Source organism: Pseudomonas sp. SWRI111 (assembly GCF_014268555.1).
Classification (GTDB): domain Bacteria; phylum Pseudomonadota; class Gammaproteobacteria; order Pseudomonadales; family Pseudomonadaceae; genus Aquipseudomonas; species Aquipseudomonas hamedanensis.
The window spans coordinates 60504-76983 of record NZ_JABWQQ010000018.1; the positions used below are offsets into that span (position 1 = coordinate 60504).

The 16480-nt window shown below is 57.1% G+C and carries 19 protein-coding genes; 12 read left to right on the forward strand and 7 right to left on the reverse strand.

Annotated elements, in window-relative coordinates:
- Nucleotides 1-3 precede the first annotated feature (3 nt).
- The 4 genes from cyoB to cyoE are packed head-to-tail and all read left to right on the forward strand — an operon-like array spanning nt 4 to nt 3894.
- Complete coding sequence (gene cyoB, locus HU755_RS19960; RefSeq protein ID WP_186549050.1) at nt 4-2034, forward strand: cytochrome o ubiquinol oxidase subunit I; 2031 nt, start codon at nt 4-6, stop codon at nt 2032-2034.
- A 3-nt stretch (nt 2035-2037) separates the two neighbouring features.
- Complete coding sequence (gene cyoC / locus HU755_RS19965) at nt 2038-2661, forward strand: cytochrome o ubiquinol oxidase subunit III (protein WP_090286077.1); 624 nt, start codon at nt 2038-2040, stop codon at nt 2659-2661.
- Nucleotides 2661-2996 carry a cytochrome o ubiquinol oxidase subunit IV gene (cyoD, locus tag HU755_RS19970; RefSeq protein WP_011335842.1) on the forward strand — a complete coding sequence of 112 codons (336 nt, stop codon included), beginning with the start codon at nt 2661-2663 and terminating at the stop codon, nt 2994-2996. The genes cyoC and cyoD overlap by 1 nt, the downstream gene beginning before the upstream one ends.
- Before the next feature lie 10 nt (nt 2997-3006).
- Complete coding sequence (cyoE, locus tag HU755_RS19975) at nt 3007-3894, forward strand: heme o synthase (protein ID WP_186530385.1); 888 nt, start codon at nt 3007-3009, stop codon at nt 3892-3894.
- A 144-nt stretch (nt 3895-4038) separates the two neighbouring features.
- Here the strand turns inward: cyoE and HU755_RS19980 are convergent, their stop codons facing one another.
- Nucleotides 4039-5223, reverse strand: coding sequence for an AAA family ATPase (locus HU755_RS19980; protein ID WP_186635770.1), 1185 nt, complete (start codon nt 5221-5223; stop codon nt 4039-4041).
- 340 nt (nt 5224-5563) lie between these two features.
- On the opposite strand from HU755_RS19980, the gene HU755_RS19985 reads away from it, so the two are divergent.
- The gene (locus HU755_RS19985; RefSeq protein WP_186619828.1) at nt 5564-6055 is read left to right on the forward strand and encodes a RidA family protein; all 492 of its coding nucleotides are present in this window, start codon (nt 5564-5566) and stop codon (nt 6053-6055) included.
- 72 nt (nt 6056-6127) lie between these two features.
- On the opposite strand, the gene HU755_RS19990 is transcribed toward HU755_RS19985, so the two are convergent.
- A complete protein-coding gene (locus HU755_RS19990; protein WP_186635774.1) occupies nt 6128-6829 on the reverse strand; it encodes a hypothetical protein in 702 nt (233 codons plus the stop codon).
- A 134-nt stretch (nt 6830-6963) separates the two neighbouring features.
- On the reverse strand, nt 6964-7890 hold the full coding sequence (locus HU755_RS19995; protein ID WP_186549057.1) for a LysR family transcriptional regulator: 927 nt from the start codon (nt 7888-7890) through the stop codon (nt 6964-6966).
- 102 nt (nt 7891-7992) lie between these two features.
- Between HU755_RS19995 and HU755_RS20000 the strand changes: the two genes are divergently transcribed.
- Entirely contained in the window at nt 7993-9165 is a 1173-nt protein-coding gene (locus HU755_RS20000) for an aspartate aminotransferase family protein (protein WP_186635776.1), read from the forward strand.
- Nucleotides 9166-9287: 122 nt separating this feature from the next.
- Here the strand turns inward: HU755_RS20000 and HU755_RS20005 are convergent, their stop codons facing one another.
- The 3 genes from HU755_RS20005 to HU755_RS20015 all read right to left on the reverse strand — a co-directional run bounded on the left by HU755_RS20005 (nt 9288) and on the right by HU755_RS20015 (nt 12462).
- The gene (locus HU755_RS20005) at nt 9288-11207 is read right to left on the reverse strand and encodes an alkaline phosphatase D family protein (RefSeq protein ID WP_186635779.1); all 1920 of its coding nucleotides are present in this window, start codon (nt 11205-11207) and stop codon (nt 9288-9290) included.
- 69 nt (nt 11208-11276) lie between these two features.
- A complete protein-coding gene (locus HU755_RS20010) occupies nt 11277-11996 on the reverse strand; it encodes a hypothetical protein (protein WP_186635782.1) in 720 nt (239 codons plus the stop codon).
- A 100-nt stretch (nt 11997-12096) separates the two neighbouring features.
- A complete protein-coding gene (locus HU755_RS20015; protein ID WP_186635785.1) occupies nt 12097-12462 on the reverse strand; it encodes a hypothetical protein in 366 nt (121 codons plus the stop codon).
- A gap of 115 nt (nt 12463-12577) precedes the next feature.
- Here HU755_RS20015 and HU755_RS20020 point away from each other — a divergent pair, with 115 nt between their 5' ends.
- Nucleotides 12578-13327, forward strand: coding sequence for a hypothetical protein (locus HU755_RS20020; RefSeq protein WP_186635787.1), 750 nt, complete (start codon nt 12578-12580; stop codon nt 13325-13327).
- Nucleotides 13328-13372: 45 nt separating this feature from the next.
- Complete coding sequence (locus tag HU755_RS20025) at nt 13373-13741, forward strand: PH domain-containing protein (RefSeq protein WP_090286060.1); 369 nt, start codon at nt 13373-13375, stop codon at nt 13739-13741.
- Between the two features lie 18 nt (nt 13742-13759).
- On the opposite strand, the gene HU755_RS20030 is transcribed toward HU755_RS20025, so the two are convergent.
- On the reverse strand, nt 13760-14089 hold the full coding sequence (locus tag HU755_RS20030; protein WP_186635790.1) for a hypothetical protein: 330 nt from the start codon (nt 14087-14089) through the stop codon (nt 13760-13762).
- A 231-nt stretch (nt 14090-14320) separates the two neighbouring features.
- Between HU755_RS20030 and HU755_RS20035 the strand changes: the two genes are divergently transcribed.
- From HU755_RS20035 to HU755_RS20050, 4 genes are all read left to right on the forward strand, one after another.
- Nucleotides 14321-14581 (forward strand): DUF6429 family protein, encoded by a 261-nt coding sequence (locus HU755_RS20035; RefSeq protein ID WP_186635793.1) that lies wholly within the window; start codon nt 14321-14323, stop codon nt 14579-14581.
- 170 nt (nt 14582-14751) lie between these two features.
- Nucleotides 14752-15297 carry a PAAR domain-containing protein gene (locus HU755_RS20040; RefSeq protein ID WP_186635796.1) on the forward strand — a complete coding sequence of 182 codons (546 nt, stop codon included), beginning with the start codon at nt 14752-14754 and terminating at the stop codon, nt 15295-15297.
- Between the two features lie 10 nt (nt 15298-15307).
- Nucleotides 15308-16090 (forward strand): hypothetical protein, encoded by a 783-nt coding sequence (locus HU755_RS20045; protein WP_186635799.1) that lies wholly within the window; start codon nt 15308-15310, stop codon nt 16088-16090.
- Nucleotides 16075-16431 (forward strand): hypothetical protein, encoded by a 357-nt coding sequence (locus tag HU755_RS20050; RefSeq protein ID WP_186635802.1) that lies wholly within the window; start codon nt 16075-16077, stop codon nt 16429-16431. Before HU755_RS20045 ends, HU755_RS20050 begins: the two co-directional genes overlap by 16 nt.
- The last annotated feature ends 49 nt before the right edge of the window (nt 16432-16480 follow it).

The following is a 16480-nucleotide window of genomic DNA, read 5'->3' on the forward strand; positions in this document are numbered from 1 at the left end:
ACGATGTTTGGTAAATTAAGTTGGGAAGCAGTCCCATTCCACGAGCCGATCGTGATGGTGACCATCGCCATGATCGCCCTCGGCGGTCTGGCGCTGTTCGCTGCGATCACTTATTTCAAGAAGTGGACGTACCTGTGGACCGAGTGGCTGACTTCGGTCGACCACAAGAAAATCGGCGTGATGTACATCATCGTCGCCATGGTCATGCTGCTGCGCGGCTTTGCCGACGCGATCATGATGCGTACCCAGTTGGCCATGGCCACCGAGGGTTCGCCTGGCTACCTGCCACCTGAACACTATGACCAGATCTTCACCGCTCACGGTGTGATCATGATCATCTTCATGGCGATGCCATTCTTCACCGGCCTGATGAACCTTGCAGTGCCGCTGCAGATCGGCGCGCGTGACGTTGCGTTCCCGTTCCTGAACTCCCTGAGCTTCTGGCTGCTGGTGTCCGGCGTTGTGCTGATCAACCTGTCCCTGGGCGTCGGCGAATTCGCCAAGACCGGTTGGGTTGCCTATCCGCCGCTGTCGGGTCTGCAATACAGCCCTGGCGTGGGCATGGACTACTACATCTGGGCGCTACAGCTATCCGGGTTGGGTACAACGCTGACGGGGGTCAACTTCCTCGCCACCGTGCTGAAAATGCGTACCCCTGGCATGAAGCTGATGGACATGCCGATCTTCACCTGGACCTGCACCTGGGCCAACGTTCTGATCGTGGCTTCGTTCCCGATCCTGACCGCGACCCTGGCACTGCTGACCCTTGACCGTTACATGGATTTCCACATTTTCACCAATGAACTTGGTGGCAATCCGATGATGTACGTCAACCTGTTCTGGGCGTGGGGCCACCCTGAGGTTTACATCCTGATCCTGCCGGCCTTCGGCATCTTCTCGGAAGTGATCTCGGCGTTCACCGGCAAGAAACTGTTCGGCCACCACTCGATGATCTACGCCTCGGGCGCAATCTCGGTGCTGGGCTTCATGGTATGGCTGCACCACTTCTTCACCATGGGTTCGGGTGCAAGCGTCAACGCCTTCTTCGGTCTGGCGACGATGCTGATTTCCATCCCGACGGGTGTGAAACTGTTCAACTGGCTCTTCACCATCTACCAGGGCCGTCTGCGTTTCACCAGCCAGGTGCTGTGGACCCTGGGCTTCATGGTGACCTTCGCCATCGGCGGCATGACCGGCGTACTGCTGGCCATCCCGGGTGCTGACTTCGTGCTGCACAACAGCCTGTTCGTGATCGCACACTTCCACAACGTGATCATCGGCGGTGCGGTATTCGGTTACATCGCAGGCTTTGCGTTCTACTTCCCGAAAGCGTTCGGCTTCAAGCTGCACGAAGGCTGGGGCAAAGCAGCGTTCTGGTTCTGGATCTCGGGCTTCTTCGTCGCGTTCATGCCGCTCTATGCACTGGGCTTCATGGGCATGACCCGTCGTCTGAACGCCACCACCAACCCTGAGTGGGTACCGTACCTGTACGTTGCCATGTTCGGTGCGGTGATGATCGCTGTCGGTATCGCCTGCCAACTGATCCAGCTGTACGTCAGTGTGCGTGACCGCAACAAGCCAGAGAACATGTGCGAACACGGCGACCCGTGGAATGCACACACCCTGGAATGGTCGACCTCGTCGCCACCACCGTTCTACAACTTCGCTGTGCTGCCTAAGGCCGACTGCATCGACCCGTTCACCGAAGCCAAGGAAAACGGTACCGCGTACCAGCGTCCGGCCAAGTACGAGCCGATCCACATGCCGAACAACACCGCCACAGGCGTGGTGATGGGCGCGCTGTTGACCGTCTTCGGTTTCGCGATGATCTGGCACATCTGGTGGCTGGCGATCGCGAGCCTGGTGGGCACCGTCGTTTACTTCGTGATCCACGCTGCACGTGACGACCAGGGCTATATGGTTCCGGTTGAAACGATCGAGCGTATCGAAGCCGAGCAGCACAAGCGTCTGGTCGCGGCAGGGAAAATCCCGGCCAATGCCACCCGTGTTGAAACCTCGTTGGAACAGGCTTAAACCATGTCGAACTTAGTGACCAATGTTGGACACGCCCATGGTGACCATGGGCACGATGACCATCACCACGACTCGGGCGAGATGACCGTATACGGTTTCTGGCTCTACCTGATGACCGACTGCATTCTGTTTGCGTCGATTTTCGCGGTGTACGCAGTACTGGTAAACAACGTTGCCGGTGGCCCGTCGGGCCACGACATCTTCGAACTGCCTTACGTGCTGGGCGAAACCGCTCTGCTGTTGTTCAGTTCGATCACCTACGGCTTCGCCATGCTGGCGTTGTACAAAGGCAAGAAGCAGGCGGTCCTGGGCTGGTTGTTCATGACCTTCCTGCTCGGCGCGGGCTTCATCGCCATGGAGATCAACGAGTTCCACCTGCTGATCTCCGAGGGCTTCGGTCCTAGCCGTTCGGGCTTCCTGTCGGCGTTCTTCACCCTGGTCGGTACTCACGGTCTGCACGTTTCGGCCGGTCTGATCTGGATGGGCGTCATGATGTACCAGGTCAACAAGCATGGCCTGACGGCGACCAACAAGACCCGTCTGAGCTGCCTGAGCCTGTTCTGGCACTTCCTGGACGTGGTGTGGATCTGCGTATTCACCGTTGTTTACCTGATGGGGACCCTGTAATGGCTAATGCACACTCCCATGACAGCCACGATGCTGGCCACGGCAGCGTAAAGTCGTACGCCATCGGCTTCATCCTGTCGGTGATCCTGACTGTGATCCCGTTCGGCCTGGTGATGTACCCGACCCTGCCGAAGTCCACCACGTTGGCGATCGTTCTGCTGTTCGCAGTGATCCAGGTGATCGTTCACCTGTATTACTTCCTGCACCTGGACCGTTCCATTGCTCAGCGTAACAACGTGATCGCGTTCGTCTTCACGGCGATTGTGATCGTGCTGCTGGTTGGCCTGTCGCTGTGGATCATGTTCAGCATCCACACGTACATGATGGCGAAGTGAGGTAGACCCGATGTCGCTCAAGCACTTTATCCAAATCACCAAACCGGGGATCATTTTCGGTAACGTGCTTTCTGTGGCAGGCGGGTTCTTCCTGGCCTCGAAAGGGCATGTCGATCTGGCGGTGTTTCTGGCCGCTATGATCGGTACTTCCCTGGTCGTGGCCTCCGGTTGCGTGTTCAACAACTGCATCGACCGCGACATCGACCTGAAGATGGAACGCACCAAGAACCGTGTGCTGGTCCAGGGCCTGATCTCCCTGAAACTGGCACTGGTTTACGCGACCATTCTGGGTGTTCTCGGCGTTGCGTTGTTGTACAAGGTGGCCAACCCGTTGGCCGCGCTGTTCGCAATCATCGGCTTCGTGATCTACGTCGGCTTCTACAGCCTGTACCTCAAGCGCAAGTCGGTTCACGGCACGCTGGTGGGCAGTCTGTCGGGCGCCATGCCGCCAGTGATCGGTTACGTCGCCGTGACCAACAGCTTCGACATGGCTGCACTGACGCTGCTGGTGATGTTCAGCCTGTGGCAGATGCCGCATTCCTACGCCATCGCGATTTTCCGCTTCAACGATTACCTGGCCGCATCGATTCCGGTGTTGCCAGTGAAGCGCGGCATTCAAGTGGCCAAGAAGCACATCCTGCTCTACATCCTGGCGTTCCTCGTGGCGACCTTGATGCTGACCTTCAGCGGCTACGCCGGCATGAGCTACCTCGCCGTCGCCGCGGCCATGGGCATGTACTGGCTGTACATGGCCTGGACCGGCTACAAGGCAGTGGATGACACAGTCTGGGCACGCAAGCTGTTCGTGTTCTCGATCTTCACCATCACTGCGTTGAGCGTCATGATGTCACTGGACTTCAAGGTGCCGGGCGAGCTGCTGCTGACGTACGCGCCGTAAGGTTGCAGGCTTCATGAAAAACCCCGCACATTGAGAGATGTGCGGGGTTTTTTGTTGGCTGGCTTTAGGACGTGCCGATTTGCTTGCTTCTTGGTCCAACAGCTTGTCGCGGTGGCTTGATGGGTGTGTAAGCTAATCCCACATTTATGCAGGTGGTGAGACAGTCACCCGCCTCATGAACTCATCAAACAGCGGAACGGTGAATGCTATGAGTGAATATTCCGGACTGTAGATCATGCCCTTTTTGATCAGGCTATCGCGTACCGGGCCCAGGCTCGTAGCGTTTCGCCCCAGCGCTTTAGCTACATCGGCAGAGCGTTGTGGTCCTTCTCCCAACTCGGCAAGACAACGCATGTATTCCCTTTCAGCCGGCGTGGTGCGATCAAAGCGGACCCTGAAAAAAGACTCGTCAAGTTTACGGATGCTTTCCTCTGTCGCTGCCTGCGCATCTGCCTCGGTTATGGACTGTTCTTTGGCAATGTTCCAAGCGGTATAGCCCCACTCCTGCAAAAAATAGGGATAGCCGTGGGTTTTTTCAAAAATCTCGCGCAATGCGCCGTCAGAGATGCTCGCGCCTTCTTCTTCAACAGGATCACGTAAGGCTTTCCAGGCATCTATCTCTAATAGAGCGCCCAGACGAGGAAACTCGAATAGTCGCTCAGCATAACTTTTGGCATCGCCCGCTTGCCCCGCAAGCTGCGGGAGACCCGCACCAAAAAGGATCAGAGGCAGAGCAGCCTGATTAACTGCGTGGATGCCGCGGATAAGCGCGCCCAGCTCGTCTTTGGAAAGATACTGTAATTCATCAATCAAAATGGCGACGGGTGTCCCTGCGTCCCTTGCCGCCTCCGCTGTTGCTATCAGGACGTCACGCAGATCATCTTCCAGATTGCCACTGTCGGCATAGCCAGCTTCGGAGTCTCCGCCAAGCGTAACTTCGGCCCCACCCGCTGCAATAGTGATATTGCCGATAAAGCTACGAAGTATGCGTATCCCTCTTTTGACCGCCTCGACCGTGCTCTGCACTCGGTCCAAACGCAATAGCACGCGGCGTAATACCGGAATCAGAAGCTGTTTCAACTCAGCTCCATCGTGAGCCTCCTGCATTTCGGCGAGATAACCCAATGCTAAAGCCCGGTCTTTGATCTGATTCAGGAGTACCGTTTTTCCGACACCGCGTAAGCCTAATATCATCAAGGATTTGGCGTGCTTGCCGCGCTTCGTGCGCGCCAATGCAGTATCTGCCGTTTCCAGTACTTCCGATCGCCCCGCTAACTCCGGTGGGGAAACACCTGCTCCGGGGTTGAAGGGGTTGGTATTCTTGTCCACAGCTTGATCTCATATGGAAATATTCATACTTATAGTGATAAATCGCTATAACTGCAAATAAGTAGCTAAAGTACTTAGCACCAAGGCTGATTGCTTGGTTCGTTTCCCTATGACACTAGGTTTGCTGTCGGATGGAGACAATCGTAGCGATGTGCCCGCTCGACTGGCTTTAGTGTGGCGGGAGAGCCGAAGTGTTTTAAAACCGGCCTCTGTATAGGCTGGTTGCTCAGTGCAGGTAAAAGACCTAAATTTGGATCCAGATATGTCATCTGCACGTCCGCGATCCTGATGCGGGCTACAACTGGCTAAACAATTGGCTTAACTCAAAAGGCTGGGCGCAATGACCGAACGGATGACCTGCGATGAGCGCTTTATCGCCCTGGCCGAAGAACTGAGCTACGACATCTATGGCGAGAACACCGTCGGTGGCAATTACGCGCCGCTGATTCGTCATCACGATGAGCTTTACATCAGCGGCATGGTGCCGCGGGTCAATGGCAAGATTCTGTACCCAGGCCGGGTAGGGCTAGAGTTGAGTCTCAAGGATGCGCAAGCCGCCGCAAGCATCAGCGCAATGCGTTGCCTGGCGCTTATCGTTGATGCGGTGGGTTCTCTGGACAAGATCCGTGCGTTGTTGCGGGTCACGGTGTATGTAAAGTCCACGGCTGATTTCGTTGACCTGAGCGAAGTGGCCAATGGTGCATCTGATGTGTTCAGCCATGTACTGGGGGACGCCGGGCGGCATACGCGCACGACCATTGGTGTGTATCAGTTGCCGAAGAATGCGGCGATTGAAGTGGACATGATTGCGGCGTTGCATCCATCGGCTTGAGGTCGTAGCGGCTCAAACAAAAAGCCCCGCCTGATCATTCAGTGCGGGGCTTTTCGTTAAGCGCTCGCCAGATTACTGCGCCGCGATGCTGTACCCCTCAAACGCGGTCTGCTGTTGCAGCGCGGTGATGATGTTCTTGCGGTTCACAGCCTGTTCCGTGCCGGCGTTATCGACGAAGGTTTCGCTTTCCAGCTCGGCTTCATCGCCTTCGCCCACGAAGGTGAAGCCCAGAAATTCCAGCGCCTCACGGTCGACGTTCAGACGCGAACGCGGGGTGCGCATTGGCAGGGTTACGCTGGCGCCGTCCTTGCTGATAGTGAAGATTTCGACTTCTTTCTTCTTTGCAGCCTTGCTCTTGCCGCCGCTCGGATTGCTGATCGCCTGATGGGTCTGATTCAGCACTTTCAGCGCCAGGCCATAAACGATTTCCTGAAACGCCGGATCGTCCTTGAAGCTGGACAGAATGCGCCCGATCGAGAATTTGCTGCTCAGATCCTCCAGCGCGGCGATGTCCGCTGCCTCTGCGTCTTTCAGACGCTTGAGTTCGCCCATCAGCTCGTACGCCTTATCGTCATCAAAGCTGTCATGCGCCTGACGGATCGCCGCACGCAACTCGCGGATCTGGTCGCTTTCGCGGGTCGACTGGAACGCGTCCAGGACCATCTCGCTGATGATTTTGGCTTGTGGCAGGTGTTGTGAAAGATTGATGGAGTTTTCGTATTCCGCTTTGGACGACTGGGTGACTACGGATTCAGCGGTGTTGAAATCGGACATTGAAATTTCACTACTTTTTAACTTGGGTTGAGACGAGAAAGCACGAGGTCTTTTTCAGGCCGACTAATTTAGGGGAGCGGGGCGGCGTTGTCACGGAGCAACGGTCTGGTGGTCGGGTTTTTTCAATGGCCCGGTCATTTCCCGTTCATGGCATCTTGCGGCTTGCCCCAAGTGCGCATCGCAAATTCGACAAACCGTCTCAGCTTCGGCAGTCGATAGCGATCCTGCGCATACAACAGGTGCATCGGCCGGCTCGGTGGCTGGTAATCGGCCATGACCTTGACCAGTTTGCCGTCGCGCAGATCCTGTTCCACCAGCGCATCGGGCAACATCATGATCCCCATGCCATTGCGCGCTGCCTGGTGCAAGCCGGCAGAGCTGTTGATCAGCATCGGCCCGCTCACGTCGACGAGCACTTCGCCTTCCGGGCCGCTGAGGCGCCAGCGTTTTTCCACCGATTGCCAATCGTCGCCGGCAGGGTAGGCGAAGGACAGGCAATCGTGTTGCTGCAGGTCCTGTGGCGTGTGCGGCATGCCGCGTCGCGCTATGTATTGCGGGGAGGCGCAGACCGTCAGGGTGTAGTCGATCAAGGGCCGGGCGATCAGGTTGGATTGGTCGAAATTGCCCAACCGGAACGCGACATCGAGGCCGTTCTCCAGCAGATCCGGGCGGCGGTTGGTCAACACCACGTCCAGTTTCACTTGCGGATACAGCAAGGCATATTCGCTGAGGGCCGGGGTCAGTCGTTCGACGCCAAAGGTCAGTGGCGCGGCAATACGCAGCAAGCCGCGCGGCTCGTCCAGCGCTTGTTCGGCAAGGCGTTCGGAGTCGGCCACCAAGCCAAGCACTTCCAGACAACGTTGATAATAGACGCTGCCGAATTCGGTCAGCCGCTGGCGGCGGGTGGTGCGTTGCAACAGTTGTACGCCGAGCCGTTGCTCCAGCGCGCGCAGGTGATTTCCGACCATCGTTGTCGACATTTCGCACTCCGAGGCGGCTGCCGTCATGCTCCCGGTTTCGACCACTTTGACGTAGACGCCCATCGACTGGAACAAATCCATTATCAAGCTCAGCTTTTAAATGATTGAAGTTTTCATGAGTTTATCCAGCTCAGGTGGCTAACCATACTGCAAACACACCGACCTGCACTGGAGTTTCGCGTCATGACCGCCGCCCTGATGAACACCTACCAACCCCTGGCCCTGAGTTTCACCAAAGGCCTGGGCACGCGCCTGTGGGATCAGGCGGGGCGTGAATATCTGGATGCGGTGGCCGGTGTTGCCGTGACCAACGTCGGCCACTCGCATCCGCGGATTGTTTCGGCGATCAGCGAGCAGGCGGGATTGCTGCTGCACACCTCCAATCTGTACAGCATCGACTGGCAGCAACAACTGGCCAAACGGCTGGCAGCGTTGTCGGGTATGCAGCGGGCGTTCTTCAACAACTCCGGCGCCGAAGCCAACGAGACAGCACTGAAACTGGCGCGACTGTACGGCTGGCGCAAAGGCATCGAGCAGCCGCTGGTGGTGGTCATGGCCAACGCTTTTCATGGCCGCACCCTCGGCACTTTATCCGCCAGCGATGGCCCGGCGGTGCGCCTGGGTTTCAACGAACTGCCGGGGGATTTCGTCAAAGTGCCGTTCGGCGATCTCGCTGCGCTGGAGCAAGTACAGCGCAAACACGGGGCGCGCATCGTGGCGATTCTGGTCGAACCGATCCAGGGCGAAAGCGGCGTACAAATCGCACCGCCCGGCTACCTCAAAGCCTTGCGTGAACTGTGCAATCGCCACGCGTGGCTGCTGATGCTCGACGAAATTCAGACCGGCATTGGCCGCACCGGGCGGTGGTTTGCCTTTCAACACGAAGGCATCATTCCCGATGTCATGACCCTGGCCAAAGGCCTGGGCAACGGCGTGCCGATCGGCGCCTGTCTGGCACGCGGCCACGCGGCGGATCTGTTCACTCCGGGCAGCCACGGCAGCACTTTCGGCGGTAATCCACTGGCTTGCCGGGTCGGCTGCACGGTGCTGGATATCATTGAAGAACAAGGTCTGCTGGAGAATGCGCGGGGGCAGGGCGAGCGGCTGTTGGAACGCCTGCGCGCGGAACTGGCGGACAATCCGAATGTGCTGGCGATTCGTGGGCAGGGATTGATGATCGGCGTCGAGCTGAAACAACCGGTGCGCGACCTGACGCTGATTGCGGCGCGGGATCATGGCTTGTTGATCAACGTGACTCGGGGCAAGACGATACGGTTGCTGCCACCGTTGACGATTGATGAGCGGGAGGTGGGGATGATTGTCAGAGGGGTTAGGCGTGCTCTGACGGCGCATTGATTGGTCTGCGCAAAACCCTGTGGGAGCGAGCCTGCTCGCGAAAGGGGTCTATATTCAAAGTAGGCATCGACTGAAATTGCGCCTTCGCGAGCAGGCTCGCTCCCACAGGTCAGTGCGTGGCATTAGTCTGGCGCATCCTTGGACTCCGGCGCCAACATCCTCGTCTTTATCGCCCCATTCGAGTTGTGCTGAACAATCTCGCTCGGCTGCCCCTGTTCATTGAAAAACACCTGTCCGATCCCCGCCGAATTCCACAGCCGTTCCCCGGCCTCGGCGTGTTCCGGGGTGTACGGCACGATGCGCATCAGCCGGCGCTTGGTGAACCAGTTCAACGGTGAACGCGGTGAGTAGAGCCAGCGGTTGAGGCGGTCGAACCATTCCAGCAGCGTCGGTGGAAACTCGTTCTTGATGCCGCTGCTGGTGATCTGCCAGATTCGCGGGCCGGCCTTGCGGTGTCGGATCAGTACCTCGTAGACGAAGGAATAATGCACATCGCCTGACAGCACCACGTAGTTCCCCGGGGTGCGCGAGTGTCGGAAAATGTTCAGGATCACCTGCGCGGCGCCGCGGTGGGCCATCCAGTTTTCCGCGTCGACCAGCAGTGGATAACCGCACCAGCTGAACACCTTTTGCACGGTTTCAATCAGCTTCACACCAAAGATCGGCGCCGGCGAAACGATGATCGCCGAAGGGTGATCAAGCAATTCCTGCTGCAATTCGCTCAAGGCTTCCCAGTCGAGCAGGCCCGACGGTTGCTTGAGGGCCATTTCGCTGCGCCAGCGCCGGGTGCGCGTGTCAATCACCACCAATGCCGGACTGCTCGGCAGCACGAAATGCCACTGCTGAAAACGCAGCAACTGATCAATCAGATCGTCCTGCACTGGCATGTCCAGATAGCAGTCGTCACCGCTGGCGCTCAGCTGCGCGGTCTGCGCCAATACATCCTTGAAAGCATCCGGGTTATTGCCCCAGCCCTGACACAACATATAAGCAATCAGCGCATTGCCGATGATGCGCTTGGAGAACGGATGGCCGTAGGCCGTTTCTTCCCACTGCGCGGATAGATTCCAGTCATCGGTGATGTCGTGATCGTCGAAAATCATCAGGCTCGGCAGATGTGCCAGCGCCCGCGCAACGTTGCCAAGGCCAGCCTTGAAAACATCGATGCGCGTCTGTTCAAGGGTGTAACGCTTGAGGCGTTCGGGTGTCAGCGCCGGCGCGGTCGGGTTGATTAGCGTCCAGGGTGTCGGCGACCAGACCAGCATGTACATCGCCATGACTTCGGCGAACGTCACCAAGTGGTTGTCGGCGCTGCTGCTGGTGAAAATTGGCTTACGCGCGCCGCCGAAAAATCGCTCGCGCAAAGTCTCGTTGCTTTCCAGCGCCGGTAACAAATCCGCACGGTGGTAGTAACTGGCCGGGTGTTCGTAGAGCTTGGCGCTGTCGCTGACCACGGCACCCTCGAGGTGCTCGTCGAACAGACCGAGCCGTTCGATCAGCGCATGAATTGCCCGCAACATCGGCCCGGCGACATCGTCGGCGTAGACCTGATCGCCGCTCATCATCAGCAGCGCCGGACGTTGTTGCGCGTCGGTTTCGTCGGCCAACAGTTGATCGACGCAGAGCAAACCATCGGTGGCCGGGTGATGCGGCTTGCGGCAGGAACCGTGCAGCAGTTGATCGATCCGCGAACGCACCACAAGGTTGGCTGAGGTGGCGCCGGCGTAAAGCAGATGCGGCGCCCATTCCGCGATGCCGTTGCTGCCGTCGATCAGCAGGTCGTAGTCGATAAGAGTGTCGCAGGGCAGGGCGCTTTCCAGTTGAACGTCAATCAGATGCACAAAGGCATGACGGCCTACGGGAATGACCGTGCATTTCCCCGCATTGAGGGGAATGTCTCCTACACCTTGCAGGCGCAAGGTCAGCGACAATTCACGCGTGCCCACCAGCCACAGCACCACGCGCGTCGGCTCCAGTCGCCGCAGCAGCGGGCCGGCGACAATGGCGGGCAATGGGGTCAAGTCATCAAGTGTTCGGGACATCCGCTTCAAGCTCTGGGCGCACAGCCGGCGATGATAACGCAGCCGGCGCCCGGAACGCTTAAGCGAGGCTTAAGTCGAGGTTTTCTGCAGATTCAACGCCAACAATCGCCACTCGCCTGACGACGCTTGCTCCTGCACCGAGCAGTCGAAACGGTAGGTGACATCGTCGCCATTCATGTTGCGCGCGGTCACGCTGTTGCTGAAGCTGTAGACCTGATCCTTGAAGCGCCTGGTAGTCAGCAACTGGCTGTCAGCGAAACGCGCCGAGGCCGGGAAGCGCAAAGTGCTGGTCACCAACGGGCTGCACATGACATAGGCGAGCATCGACTTGTCGCTGTCCGCATCGTGGCCGAGCTTTTTACTCAGTGCGGTAAGCGCTTTGCGACCCTCGGCATCACTTTGCTCCAGCACGGTTTGCTCCGCGATCGACTTCGGCGTACGGCTGGCGTAATTCGGTAGCAGGGCTGACTCGGGAGGCGACGGTTGATTACCAGGCTCGATAGGCGAAAAAGTCGGCGCGGCAGCAAGTTGAGCGGCGCTCGATTCGCTTTCAGGCAGCAGAGAAGTCGGCTCGACGTTTTGCGCCATAACGCGCTCGGGCAGCTCGTCTTTATAGGTGGAGGGAAACAGCGACAGCGTGATCGACAGCACCACCAGACCCACAATGAAACCACCTGCCGCGCCAACGATATTGCCGTAGAAAATATTCCAGCTACCGCGGTTCTTCACCACCCAGCGCCACATGAAACCCCAGACAGCGACGAACGCCAGAAAACGCAGAAACTCCATTTGATCCTTTCCTTACCTTTCAACAATCCAGGCGCGATGCTAGACGAACAATGAGCGCCGACGATGCGCGGCAAGATAGCAAAACGGACGCGTCGTCCGGTTACGGTTGCGGAAAATAATTCGCTGCCAGAAACATCAACGTGACCATGCCGGCGGCAAAACCAGAGGTCCCCGCGAGCAGTTGCCGGGCAACCGGATGCTCCGGCTGACGACGCTTGGCGATCCACAACCACACACCCGCCAGGACGCCCGCGCTGGTCATGAAGACCACCAGGCTGTTATGCAGTCCGGGCGCGGCCATCGTGGTACCGAACAGCCCGTCATAAATCAGCGTGAAAACGATGCCCATCACCACAGCGCTGCCAGCCCCGGCAACGTTGGCCAACGGCAGATTCCATTGCCCGCGCTGTCGCACCACCCAGAACCACATTGCAGCCATCGCCGCTAAACACAACACAGCATCCATCGGATTTCTTTCCTTGCCACAAGACAGAGGCGACAACTTGAGCGCCTGCAGAGAGTGGACGGCAAGATAGCAAAATAGTAGCGTCGCGCCATGCCTTCCCTGTAATGGACTACCCATGTTTTCCACAACCCGTTTGCTGCAACTGCTCGGCGCATTCACGCTTGTCGCCGTCACCACCCCGGCCTTCAGCTTCCCGAAAGAACATCCTCAAGTCAGCTGGGATTACTACCTCGCCAATTGCCAGCGGATGCAGGAAAAAATCGCCGACGTACAGAGCGGTCGCGTCTCCGCTGCCTATGAAGTGACGTCGGATCTGCAAAACAGCCTCGCCACCCAGAACGAACACCGCCCCAATCTGCTACCGCAACACCTCGGCTCCAGCGAGTACGCCCATTGCGAAAACGTTGCGGCCCATGCCGAGGCAACCCTCGCCCAAGGCGAAGCCGAGTACGCCGCGAAAAGGCAGCGCGACGCGCAAGAAGGCCGCGCCGCCCACGAAAACTCACCCGCCTACCGACGCGCCCGGTCCCTCGGTTACAGCGACGCCGGCGAGATCTCTTTTCTCAAACTTCACGAAGACACCGAAGGCGAAGCCCGCCTGAAAGCCATGCTGATCACCGTCGACGAAATCTGCGGCCAATACTTCCGCGCGACGCAGTATGTGAAGCCATACGTGATCTACGCCGTGCGACCATCGGATGGCGGCTGTGGCGAAGTGAAGCGTGTCGCGGTAGTTGGCGGCGGGTCGGTGGAGAAGGGCGACTACATTGATCAGAAGGGCGAGTTTCAATACCTGGGCTGGAAAAAACTGGTTGGCGCTGACGGCTTCCCAACAGATATTCGAGTGCTGAAAGCGCGTCGCTGATCAGAAAAAATACCGGGATGTTTTCTCAAGCAAGAGGATGGACAGATGATCGACTTCAACAACAAAGGCTTCTTCAAACTCAAGCAGAACGATGAGTACGCCGAGCGTGTAACCGCACTGCTACTGGAAGGAGAGCAAGTCATCGACGCCTACAAAGCCATGCGCGATGGCGTGGTGTTCACCAACAAACGCATCATCGCCGTCAACGTCCAGGGCATCACCGGCAGCAAGAAAGATTTCACCTCGCTGCCCTACAAGAACATCGTCGCCTACTCGGTAGAAACCTCAGGCACGTTCGATCTGGATTCGGAACTGGAAATCTACTTTTCGTCGCTGGGGAAAGTGAAATTCGAATTCACCGGCAAGACCTCAATGGTGGAAATCTCGAAGTACATTTCCAGCTATCTACTCTAAGAACCCACCGCGCGGCACTCAAAGAATGTCGCGCAAATACCCCTTCAGCGCGAGGATCGGCTGACCCAGTTGCTCCAGCGAGCGCGCCTGAGCAAACTCCGCCGACAACTTGTGCAGCTCCCGCCCCAACGGCTTCTCGACCCCGCCCAGCGCATCCAGCGCCAGGTTCAGGCATTCGTTCAGCTTGAACTGGATGGTCTGGACATCGCCGCGTTTGACCAACAACTCGAACACGTCCTTCTGGTAGTCGCCCATGGCCATGTCATCGCGCAGGATCGGGCTCAGCCCCTCTTCTTCATAGGCGAGTTTGAGCGAGAAAAGGGCGACGGTTTCCAGTGAGGTTTCCATGGGTGTCTTGTCGTATGAAGTGGAGGACTTGGAACCAATGCACTTACGGAAGACCGGTGGAGGTCTGCCGTGCGAGCGCGATTATACGGGCGGTGAATGCATTCAGGGCAACGAGCAATCGGTCAGCTTGCGTGGTTGTGGGATCCGCACTCACAGTCGCTGGCGCAGCATTGACATCCCCTTTGATACGGCGCTTTGATGACAAAGGCCTGAACATAAGTGGAGACCGCCATGGAATACGACAGGAAATTAATTGACGACACCGTCCTTGCCCTCTTGGCAGCTTGCAGCTCCGCCAGCGGCAATGCCTGGAAAGGGTATGACTTCGAAATCATGAACCGTTTGCACGAGCAGGGCTTGATCAGTGATCCGGTTAACAGGAACAAGTCGATCTGGCTGACGGAAGAAGGGCTGGAGCGGGGGCGGGAGATAGCTGAGCGGATGTTTGGAGCTAAGGCTGAGGTTGGGCATGTGTCCGATTCTGAGAGTTGAGTTCGTGTCGGGCTAACGAACGCGAGCGCGGCACGAACCACTTTCTTCCGGAGTCGCGAAGAAGGCAGGTTCGTTAATCGAGCGTATGCGTTGAATGGCCGAGAGCAGCTATCCAAGCCGAATATCGTGATAGGTTTGCCTTTCAAGGATTTTTTTGACAGGAGTCATCCATGGCTAATCCAGCCGCTCGTAAGAGCGATCCCTCCAGCTGTCCTGTTCCTGGGCACGGAACGAACCCCATCGCGACAGGCTCCCCTGACGTGTTTTTTGATGGTTTGTCCGCAGCTCGCCAAGGTGATACATGCACCTGCGGCAGTGCGCTCTCCTCGGGACTTTCCTCAACCGTTTTCATAAATGGCAAAAATGCTGCCACCCTCAATACGGGCGGTACGCACGGCAGCATCGTAATAGGTGGGTCGAACACAATCATCATTGGTGATACGCACATCCCTTGCGACTTTGTCCCGCCGGAACCTCTAATCGGACAAGCGAGATGGATTGGCTTCAAGATTCCCGCTGAGGAAAGCTATGAGGGATTGTCTTGTGTTGCGCACTTTGATGATGGTTCGTCACTAGCGGGCGTTTTCAACAAGGACAATGCGGTCAAATTTGCAAATCCAACCGGCAAGACGTGCTTGATGCTCAGGTTTGAAGAAGAACAGACGGCAGAAGGCTCATCTCTCACCGAAAGCCTTCTGAGCAAAATATTGGGATAAGGATTGTCCTATGACCGAGCCGTACATTGTGACAGGCAGCTACGTAGTCCAGCGCGAGCACGCCCTGCAAGACTCGCCACTCGACAGGGCGTTAGAGCTGATGGAGGGTTCTGCGCTTAGATTTTCACTGGATGCGATCTCTGATGAAAAGATCAGGGCGAGCTATACCAAGAACATCAAGCGTATGTCTCAGCAGGTCAGAGACGACGTGAAAGCGGGGAGGATTACGGCGCAAGAAGGTGTGAAGTTTAGTCATGAGATGCGAAACAAAATCATGATGGAACATCGTAAATTCACGTCAGCGCAGGGCTTGGCGATCGCTCAGAGGAAGAAGAAAGATGGGAAGGGACTGAAAACACTGTTGGATATCTACTCTGAAAACTTGTTTCAGAAGGGGTACGACAGTCTTTCAGACGTAGAGAAAAACAAAGTTCACTACGCCATCCTGGAGTCTTCCGGGCGTGATAATGCGAGATTTACGGCCGGCACCAAAAAAATGCTGGTCATGGGCAAACTTGGTGTTCTCGTTACGGCAGCCCTGGCAACCTATCAAATTTTGAAGGCTGACAACAAACCCAAAGAAGCCGCTCGCCAGGGCATCATTGTTGGTACGGGCGCGGTCGGCGGTGTTCTTGCCGGGATGGGCGTAAGCGCACTCTGCGGCCCAGGCGCGCCCATTTGTGCAATAGCGGTTGTCTTGGCAGGAACAATCGCCGGTGGTGTTGCAGGCGAAGCGGTAGCGAGTTCATTGGACGAAGAGTTAGAGGAGCTCACTCATTGGGACATCTTCTGACTGAGCCACTACTGACAAAAGTCAGAGCCGCGCTTTCCGAGCCATTCAATGATTTCCCCGTTGAATATGATTATTTGGCGAATAAGGTGAGAGGCGTCGACCCTGAAATCCTTTACTCAATTCTTTATTCAGAGGTCGCGCCGGTGTGCTTTACCAATCTCGTTGCAGCTGTGCCTCCGATATGGACGGGTTTCGACCCCGACATACTCAGAGAATCGATTGAGGAAAGGCTGGCAGCTAGAGAGCGAAACTGGTTTCGTCGCCAGTTCGATAAAGTGCTGGTTCGTTGGCTGAAGTACGAATACGCGTACATCTGGAAGGAAATCGCAAGCAGGCTTTGAACTCGAACTGTTATGGGAACGGGCGATGGTGACAGGGAGTTGGCCGTGG